Origin of the sequence: Phorcysia thermohydrogeniphila (genome assembly GCF_004339575.1) — a bacterium.
Classification (GTDB): Bacteria; Aquificota; Aquificia; order Desulfurobacteriales; family Desulfurobacteriaceae; genus Phorcysia; species Phorcysia thermohydrogeniphila.
Genome location: NZ_SMFV01000001.1, coordinates 518120 through 525043 on the forward strand (window position 1 = coordinate 518120; position 6924 = coordinate 525043).

4 protein-coding genes, 1 rRNA gene and 1 pseudogene are annotated in these 6924 nt (G+C 38.0%); 1 reads left to right on the plus strand and 5 read right to left on the minus strand.

What is annotated here, in order from left to right; all coding sequences use genetic code 11:
- Positions 1 to 1029: a phenylalanine--tRNA ligase subunit alpha gene (pheS, locus tag CLV27_RS02590; protein ID WP_132525548.1), complete on the minus strand. Its 1029-nt coding sequence runs from the start codon at positions 1027 to 1029 to the stop codon at positions 1 to 3.
- Positions 1030 to 1268: 239 nt separating this feature from the next.
- Here pheS and CLV27_RS08525 point away from each other — a divergent pair.
- Positions 1269 to 2385, plus strand: a pseudogene (locus CLV27_RS08525) (IS256 family transposase).
- A gap of 74 nt (positions 2386 to 2459) precedes the next feature.
- Here the strand turns inward: CLV27_RS08525 and CLV27_RS02600 are convergent.
- The 4 genes from CLV27_RS02600 to rrf all read right to left on the minus strand — a co-directional run.
- Entirely contained in the window at positions 2460 to 5873 is a 3414-nt protein-coding gene (locus CLV27_RS02600; protein ID WP_132525512.1) for a tetratricopeptide repeat protein, read from the minus strand.
- Positions 5874 to 5939: 66 nt separating this feature from the next.
- Complete coding sequence (locus tag CLV27_RS02605; protein WP_274542980.1) at positions 5940 to 6212, minus strand: transposase; 273 nt, start codon at positions 6210 to 6212, stop codon at positions 5940 to 5942.
- A 350-nt stretch (positions 6213 to 6562) separates the two neighbouring features.
- Entirely contained in the window at positions 6563 to 6799 is a 237-nt protein-coding gene (locus CLV27_RS02610) for a hypothetical protein (protein ID WP_132525516.1), read from the minus strand.
- A 30-nt stretch (positions 6800 to 6829) separates the two neighbouring features.
- A 5S ribosomal RNA gene (rrf, locus tag CLV27_RS02615) occupies positions 6830 to 6924 on the minus strand; the annotation flags it as partial.

A 6924-nucleotide genomic window follows, 5' to 3' on the forward strand; every position in this document is an offset into this window, starting at 1 on the left:
CTACATACCCCTGAACTGTCTTAAAAATCTCAAATCGTTCTCAAAGAAGAGCCTTAAATCGTCTATACCGTACTTAAGCATTGCAATCCTCTCAACTCCCATACCGAAGGCAAATCCCTGATAAACCTCGGGATTTATACCAACGGCCTTAAAGACGGCAGGGTCAACCATTCCACAGCCGAGAATCTCAAGCCAACCTGTTCCCTTACAGACCTTACAACCCTTACCACCACATATAACGCAACCAATATCAACTTCAGCACTCGGTTCTGTAAATGGAAAGTAAGAAGGCCTAAAACGAACTTTCGTATCGGAACCGAACATCTCCTTAAGGAAGAGCTCAAAAACCCCTTTAAGGTCTGCAAAGGTAACCCTCTGGTCAACCATAAGGCCTTCCACTTGATGGAACATGGGAGTATGGGTAACGTCGGCGTCCTTCCTGTAAACCTTTCCGGGAGCAATAATCTGAATCGGTGGTTGCTGTTTTTCCATTACCCTTACTTGAACAGGGGAGGTATGAGTTCTAAGAACTACGTCTTCAGAAATGTAAAATGTATCCTGCATCTCCCTTGCAGGATGCCCCTTAGGAATGTTTAAAGCCTCAAAGTTGTAAAAATCTGTCTCTATTTCTGGCCCCTCAGCTACGGAAAATCCCATCGCTGTAAATATCCTTACGATTTCCTTTAAAGTCTTCGTAACGACGTGAAGTGAACCTAAGGGATTTCTCCTGCCCGGTAAAGTTACATCTATCCTTTCCCGTCTAAGCTTTTCCCTTTTTTCAGCTTCCTTGAAATGTACAAGCTTTTCCTTAAGGAGAGATTCTATTTCTGACTTAAGCTCGTTACAGGCTCTTCCAAAGTTTCTCCTTTCTTCTGGAGGAAGCTTAGGAATAGACTTTAAAAGCTCCGTAAGCTTTCCTTTTCTGCCAATGAACTCTACTCTCAGGTTTTCAAGTTCTTCTGTAGTTGAAACCTTCTCAAGCTTTTCAAGGAATTCTTTCTTTAACTTTTCTAAGGTATTGGGAGTCATGCTTTCCACCTCATTCCACCTCATTAAGGGAAAAGTTGGGTAGATATTATAACCCAACTTGCTTGCCATTTTGGAATAGGAACCGGGAGACTGTTTGAAAAGTCCAAATGACCGAAGCAAGAACCCACAGATTGAAGACACAGAACTTAGCAAGGCAATGTACGATATTTCGTGTAAGCTGGAGAAATTGGATAACCTCCTGGGGAACACCCTACAAATACCAACCCCAGGAGGCAAAAATGGAACTACAGAAGATTCTACCAGACCTCGTTAAGGAAGTGGTAAAGCAAACCTTAGAGTTAATCGTGACGGTTGAAAGAGAAGTGTTTCTTAACAAAGAACGGTTTCTAAGTCAGAAACCTTGATACTGCCCTCGGAAAACTAAAAAACTTGAAAATACCAAGGGACAGGGAAGGAAAGTTTAGAACTAAGCTGATAGAACCTTACAAAAGGAGAGACATCGACCTTGAGGACTTAATCCTTGGAATGTTTGCCTCTGGTATGAGTACAAGAACAGTAGCACAAGCTCTTAAAAGCGTGTTTGAACTTAAATACTCTCTCTCAACCATAAGCAAAATATCGCAGGTGACCCTAGAAGAGATAAACAAGTGGAAACAAAGAAAGCTCAAGAGGAGATACTCAGTCATAATGCTTGATGGAATGTGGCTATCTGTCAGGAGAGACACTGTTGAGAAAGAAGCTGTTCTTTTTGCTCTTGGTATAGATGAAGAAGGGTACAGAGAGATACTTGATTTTGAAGTCAATCCATCTGAGGGAGCTGAGAGCTTGGAGATAATAAAGAGGCTTTATGGCCGTGGTGTAAGGGAAGTCCTTCTTTTTGTGGCAGATAGAGTTACTGGACTTGAGGAAAGGATAAAGGAGTACTTTCCAAGAGCAGACTTTCAATCGTGTGTGGTTCACAAAGTGAGAAATACTCTGAACAAGGTAAGAGCTAAAGACAGGAAGAAGATAGCGAAGGACTTAAAGAGGATATATCAAGCCTCTACGGAAAAGGAGGCTCTGATGGGTTTTGAAAAGTTCAAGGAGAAATGGAAGTTAAAGTATCCTAAGGTTGTAAAGTCTTAGGAACAGGAGCTTTATAAGCTCTCTACGCTCCTCAAGTATCCTGAGTCTATACAGAGAGTAATATACACGACGAATTTGATAGAAAGGACGATAAAGGAGATAAGGAAGAGGGTTAAGGTAATAGGAGCTTTACCGTCGGTTAGTGCTGTTGAGAAGTTCGTTTATCTCAGAGTAGCAATGCTTAATGATAGATGGTCTAACAGGGTAATAAACGGTTTTTTAGAAGCCAGAGAGGAGATTCAGGAAATGTTCTCCGGGAGGTACTCCTAAATAGCTTACACAAAATTATTGACACAACCTAATTTTCTGCTATCCACCTTTTTTAGTTTTTTAGGTGTAATTTATCAGGGGATGGATTGTTCTTTTTTTATTTTCTCCAATTCTTTCTTAATCCACTTGCTATGATGAGCAGGAATATTGTTTTTTATTCTTTCGTAAAGTCTTTCAGCCTCTGTGAAGTGCTCTAAGAAATCCCCACTCAGTTCTCCCAATTCCTGAAGAACTTTTACAAGGAAGATAAGGTGGTTCAATCTGTGGATATCTTCCTTCATATTATATTCTAAAGCTTTTCTTAAATTTCGTTCTGATAGTTTAAGCTTTTCATTTATAGTTTCTACCTTGTTCCCTCTCCTTTTCAAAAACATTGCCCAATTGTAGTATAGTTGCCCCAGTCCATAATAGATTGCTGACTGCTTCTTTCCGGTCTCTTTCGCTACCTTAATAGCTCGCAAAAATTTGCATTCAGCCTTCTTGTAAAATCCTTCTACTTCTTCCAGATTTCCCTTGGACCCAGAAAGTTTATCTCCCCAAGATTTATAAGCAAATCCATAATTTATCAGAGCATCAGAATTTTTATTATTAATACCTAAAGCTTTCTCACAAGCATCAGTTGACTCCTCAAATCTTTCCAGTTTTCTCAGAACCTTAGAATAAGTATTCCATATACTACTATCACATTCAAAAGTATTCACCAAATCCTTTACAAAAGGTAGGTAACACTCTATTTTTTCCTTAGGTAAGTTTCCAACCAACTTCATGTACTCTAACGCCAACTTCGGATTCGGATAAAGTTCCAGCAGTCTATTCGCCTCCGATATAGCCTTAGCTATATTTCCACTCCTTTCTAACATCCTCACATATTCTAACGCCAACTCCGGATTCGGATAAAGTTCCAGCAGTCTATTCGCCTCTGATATAGCCTTAGCTATATTTCCACTCCTTTCTAACATCCTCACATATTCTAACGCCAACTCCGGATTCGGATAAAGTTCCAGCAGTCTATTCGCCTCTGATATAGCCTTAGCTATATTTCCACTCCTTTCTAACATCCTCACATATTCTAACGCCAACTTCGGATTCGGATAAAGTTCCAGCAGTCTATTCACCTCTGATATAGCCTTAGCTATATTTCCATACTTTTCCTGCAACTTCACATACCTTATCAAGCTCAATTTTGAAGGAATCCCACCGAGACTTTCCAAATTACTACTAACAAAGCTAAGGATTTCCTTTATGGCTTTTGTAGAGAACTTAATACCTTTTATGTAGGCAAACATAGAAAAATCTTTTTTTACGAGTTCTTTAAATGTCTCCACTGCTTTTCTTTCTTCTCCTTTTAGCTGGAAGAGCCGACTTTCTAAGTAGCAGTAAAACAAATATTGAGATTTAACTGCAGAATACTTTTTTATAATTTCCTCAGCTTCTCTAATTTCTCCTCGAGTCATAAGGAAATTAGCATAGGATAAATCAATTACTGGATTTCCTTTTATCTCTCTTCTTAAGGAGTTTAAAACATCACTGAACCAATAGAGTTTATACTTCTTATCATACATCGCAAAAATTCCCAGAAATTTCGCTTTAACGTTTAATGGTAATTTTTCGTCAAGAATCACCTTTTCTATACTTTCCTTCACTTTTGAAAGATTTCTTTCCACAACTCTCTTAAAAAGCTCAAAACCCTTCCTATCTGAGAACTTCTCTTCATAATGCTTCTTGATTTCCTTTATATTTTTGTATCCTACTAAGAAGAGGAAATTAACGTAGCTAATTGCACTTTCGTAGAAAACTTTTTCGTCTAATGAACTGGAAACAATTCTAATATCCTGAATATCGTCCTGCAAATTTCTCCAGAGATACATTTTACTGTAAAATAACCTAAAAAATTCCATCCAAAACTCAAATTCATCTCTACGTAGCTCCCCTTTAAGAATCAAATCTACAAACTCTAACTTTTCATCAATAGTCATAAAAGGATATTTTTTTAGGATCCCGAAAAAAATAAAAGAATTCAACCTTTTACCGAACAAGATATAATCAATAAACTCCCTACAGAACCAACTTACGTCAACATCGTTAGCAAACTTTTCCACCACAGAAGCCATTACCTTGTGAAAGAGATAGCCATCAAACTTTTTAAAACCTAAACTCTCCATTTCTTGAGCAACAATTCTATGAAGTTCATGAAATTCCTCTGCAGATTTATAATCTCTTTCATTGAAAAACCTATACATCAAAGCATATCTAACACTATCGTGAAAGTAATACCACTTATTATCCTCCTTCGTTTTCAAAATACCTTCCTTTAGGAGACATTCTATTAAGCTTCCTTTTATCCCCAATCTTTCCAAAAAGCGAATATGTATATAAGGTATATGTGCAAGTCTTATCGCAACATCAACTACGTCACTGTTGAAATTTCTTCTAAAGATAATCTCAAGAAGCCATGTTAGAAACGTTATACCCGTCCCAGCATTCATAACGTTATTTTCTTCTAAGAATTCCTCTACACTCCTGCCACTTCTTAAAGTTTTTTCCAGAGCTATCTTTAACAACCACAATATCCCAAAGTTTCCTTTTACAACTTCTTTTATTCTTTTTATATCGTTTTCCTCTAAGTGAATTCCGGACAATTGAAAATATTCTCTAACCTCTTTTTCCGATATTTCATCCAATTGATGAACTTGAAACTTTTTCCCCTCTGATTCCAAATAGTTTATAAAACTATTTAAATAAAAATCGGTTCCCACCAACTTTCCAAACCTTACTTCCCAAGGACTGTATCTACCAAAAATTATAGCCTTTATGCCACTATAAGCTATTAGCGATAATACATAATTCTTCAAATTGTGTCTCTGTTGATCTTCTTGAAACTCTAATTCCCCAAAATATTTTCCTTCGCCCAAGGAAAGAGAAGTTATTATGCTATGATCCCCCAACTTCTCATGAGTATCTATAATAATCAAAAACTTATCTGCATTCTGTTTTAAGAAGCTCCATAAACTTACTTCAAATTTCTTCCTTTTCTGCTCTATCAAGTACTTAATGATACGTTCACTAACGTTTTTTAATTCACGAACATACTCGTCCTGACCAAAAACTTCCATAACCCGAGATATCAGATATTCGTATTTTTCTTTAACTTTTTCTTTAACTTCTTTTGCAAAGAGCTGTTCCAATAAACTACTTTTGTTTCCTTCCAACTCCCCATCTATCATCTTACGAAGGAAATCCGTCATAGTTGATCCTTTAACATTGAGAAACCTCTTATAGAACGTGAAAAAGCTAATCTCCTCCTTTCTTATATCCTCAGCATCAATATATATGCAGACCCTGTTTCTGCTTTCCAGCATTTTCTTTAGCCACTTCGCTAACTCTGTCTTTCCAGCGCCTCCTGGACCGGAAACAAAATACACACTGTAAGGTTTTTTAATTTCCTCTAGTAATCTTCTTCCTAAATCCCTCTCTACAATCGATTTCATAAATACCACACCTCCAAACCAGTAAAATGAAGTGAAGGGAGTACCCATAGAAGTGTGTAAATTCTATCATGCCTCCAGTCCCTCACCAAAAATTTCAGAAAGCTGACCGTAAATTATGCCCCAGTTCCTTACACTGCTCCTGCTCCACTTCTTCCCAAGCTTAACTACCGTGAAGATTACGTAGATCTTCTCCAAAGGTCTTGATTGCCATTCTTCTACCTTCGAAAGTATCTTTTCTGTGAGCTTTGAAATGAGAAAGGACTCATCTCCATTCCGCACATATCCTAATAAAAGCTCTTGGACATCCCTAACTGACATTCCCTTTGAGTAAAAAGCTATTACCTTGTCCTACAACTTTGAGGACTTTTCGTCTCTTCTTAACTATAGCTGTTTTAACGGTTTTGGAGATATAACCGTTACGGTAGTTGTCCTTTTCTCCTCTTCCGTAGTATTTGTTGAATGAGTTTTCTGAGGTCTTCTTGAATTAGCTGTGGGTTATACTTTTTTTATGTGTCCATCCTCCTTTAGATTTAGAATTTGAAATTTTTACACACTTGGGTGGACACTGCTATAATTTTCAATGACTAATGCAGGTAGCAAGTCAGGTTACTACTATAAAATAAGTGCCCATAAAAAAATAAAGCCTCCCTAAAAGGAGGCTTCCTGTTTCTTTTTCTTTTGAGACGGAATTAGCTGAAAAGTCTCTTACAGCTTCTGTACCAGTTGAGGTAGTTTTCTGCTGCCCTTAAGAGGTCTCTACCAGCTTCCCTGAGTTCCCTTTTAAAACGTCTCCTTTCTCTTTTTGTTCCGTTGAAGGCCAGTATTTGAGGATTTTCTTTGAACTTTTCAAGAACTGCCTCAAAGATTGCCTTAAGGGAACCTTGAAGTTTAACAGTTTCCCCGTTCGCCCTAACCCAGAGTTCCATATCCCACCTCCAGTAGGAAAAATAAAAAAAGCCTGGCACCGCCCTACTTTCCCGCCCCGTCTCCAGGGCAGTATCATCGGCGCTGGCGGGCTTAACTTCCGTGTTCGGAATGGGAACGGGTGTTT

Excerpts from the sequence above, each read along its gene's own strand:
- CLV27_RS02600 (WP_132525512.1), bottom strand. The coding sequence starts at position 5,873 with ATGAAATCGATTGTAGAGAGGGATTTAGGAAGAAGATTACTAGAGGAA.
- CLV27_RS02610 (WP_132525516.1), bottom strand. The coding sequence starts at position 6,799 with ATGGAACTCTGGGTTAGGGCGAACGGGGAAACTGTTAAACTTCAAGGT.
- pheS (WP_132525548.1), bottom strand. The coding sequence starts at position 1,029 with ATGACTCCCAATACCTTAGAAAAGTTAAAGAAAGAATTCCTTGAAAAG.